Below are 2,256 nucleotides of genomic sequence, written 5' to 3' on the forward strand. Positions count from 1 at the left end.
GGCGCTGGGGGCCGGCCCGAGCCACACCCCGAACCGCCACGCGAGCAGCGACCCGAGCAGCCCGCCGGCCCCCAGCGCCACCACGACCGGCACACCCCCGCGCCGCCGCAGCAGGAACACGACGACGCCGCTCAGCACCCCGAACGCCAGCGCGAGCAGGGCGAACGTCCCGTCGACGCCGGCCGCCTGCTCCCCCTCGGTGTCCTTGACGTACACCACCCAGCGGCCGTCCACGACGTCACCGACCAGCGGCACCCGGGGGGCCAGCCAGTGCCACAGCAGCCCGAGCAGCACCCCGCCGAGCGCCACCGCCACCGTGATCACGGCGGCCTCCCGCACTTCGGTCTTCATCCCGGGGCCGTCCTGTCCCTGCCCTCCGTGGGCTCCGTGCGCCGCACCCCCGTACGCCCCGGCGGCGGCCGAGGGCGGCCACTGACCGTGCGCGGGCTGTTCGTGCGGCGGCGGAGGCGGAGTCAACGGTGCTGTCACCCTGACATCGTGCCAGGCCCGCCCCCCGGACGCGTCACCGGACGGCGGCCCGCCGGTACGCCCAGGTGGCCGCGGCCAGCGAGATCACGCCGACCCCGGCGCACACCGCGAGGTCGGCGGCGACGACGGCCCAGTCCGGATCGGCGGAGAAGGTCCGGGCGTAGGCCTCCACGCCGTAGGTCGACGGCAGCAGGTCCCGCGCGAGCCGGATGATCTCCGGCATCCGCTCCGGCGGCAGCACGCCGAGCAGCAGTGCCGCCGACATGCCGAGCTGCCCGAGCAGCGTGGCCAGCTCGGGCCGTGGCGCGAGCAGCCCGCAGACGGCCCCGAGCCCGGCGAGCGCCGCGCCCGCGAGCGGGATGACCGCGAGGAGGATCCACAGGTGGGTGAGGGGCAGCCCGAACAGCAGGCAGCCGGCGACGGCGGTGACGAAGGTCCCGGGCACGGTGAAGGAGGCGTAGGCCCCGGCCGCTCCGAGCACGACCGCAGCGGGCGGCACGGGCAGCGTGGCGTAGTGGTCGAGCCCGCCGGTGGCCCGCAGCTGCCCGAAGTACTGGGCGAGCAGGTTCAGGGCGACGAACGCCACGACGACGACCGAGGCCCCGGCCACGACCGACTGCGCCTCGCCGCCGCCGTCGACGACACCCCGCATCATGATCATGATGCCGACGGACTGGAAGGTCGCCACGAACAGCAGCGGGATCCGCGCCACCCGCGCCCGCGACAGCTGCGCCCGGTACACGGCGCACAGCGACGGCCACAGCCGGGCGGCCGGTGCCAGCTCGGCGGCGGGACGCTCGGCCTGGTCCGCGGCCAGGGCACTGCCCGGCAGAACCTCTGCGGGTACGACACTCACGTCGTGCTGCTCCTCTTCACTGCGGCGTTGTCTCCGGCGGTGGCCCTGCTCCGTACGGATGCGGCGCCCGGGCCGCTCATCCCTTCACCAGCCCCTGCCGCGCCGCCCCGCCGAGCGCCATGTACACGTCCTCCAGGCTCGGCGTGGTCAGGGTGAAGTCGTCCAGCGCGGCGAAGGCGGCCCCGCCGGTGACGGTGGAGACGACCGCGCGGGCCTCCTCGGGCGCGAGCCGCAGCGTCCAGCGGCGCCCGGACTCCTCGGCCCGGTCCCGCAGCGCGGCCACCTCCGGGACGTCCAGCGGCGCCCGCTCCCGCCACACCAGGTCGACCCGCACCTCGCCGGCCACCTGCTCCTTGAGCCCGGCGGGCGTGTCGCAGGCGATCACCCGGCCCTGGTCGAGCACGGCGACCCGGTCGAGGACGGTCTCCGCCTCGATGACGTTGTGGGTGACCAGCACGACCGTGGTGCCCCGCTCGGCGCGCCGCCGGTCGACGGCGGACCACACGGCCCGCCGCGCCACCGGGTCCATCGCCGCGGTCGGCTCGTCGAGCACCAGCAGCGGCCGTTCGCCCACCAGCGCGGCGGCGAAGCAGGCCAGCCGCCGCTGCCCGCCGGAGAGCTTCTTCAGCGGCCGCCCGGCGATCGGGGCGAGCCCGAGTTCGTCGAGCACGGCGTCCCGCTCGGCCCGCGCCCGCCGCACGTCCAGGCCGCGCAGCCGCCCGGTGGTCTCGGCGGCGAGCGAGACGGTCAGCTCGTCGAGGGCGGTGGACTCCTGGCCGAGGTAGGCGAGGATGCGCGAGGCGCGCTCGGGGTGGCGCACGATGTCGTGGCCGAGGATCTCGACGCTGCCGCGGTCGGGCCGCATCAGCCCCGTGAGCTGGCGGACGAGGGTGGACTTGCCGGCCCCGTTC

At 76.3% G+C, this 2,256-nt stretch carries 3 protein-coding genes; all 3 read right to left on the reverse strand.

Features of this window, described 5'->3' with window-relative positions:
• Window positions 1-489, reverse strand: a 489-nt coding sequence (locus CCN42_RS25845) for an AAA family ATPase (RefSeq protein WP_107427647.1), incomplete at its 3' end; no start/stop codon positions are given.
• Between the two features lie 34 nt (window positions 490-523).
• Window positions 524-1,345 (reverse strand): ABC transporter permease, encoded by an 822-nt coding sequence (locus CCN42_RS25850; RefSeq protein WP_086739212.1) that lies wholly within the window; start codon window positions 1,343-1,345, stop codon window positions 524-526.
• A 76-nt stretch (window positions 1,346-1,421) separates the two neighbouring features.
• A partial coding sequence (locus CCN42_RS25855) for an ABC transporter ATP-binding protein (RefSeq protein ID WP_086739214.1) occupies window positions 1,422-2,256 on the reverse strand: 835 nt, incomplete at its 5' end.

This window comes from Streptomyces glaucescens, from assembly GCF_002154375.1.
GTDB lineage: Bacteria > Actinomycetota > Actinomycetes > Streptomycetales > Streptomycetaceae > Streptomyces > Streptomyces glaucescens.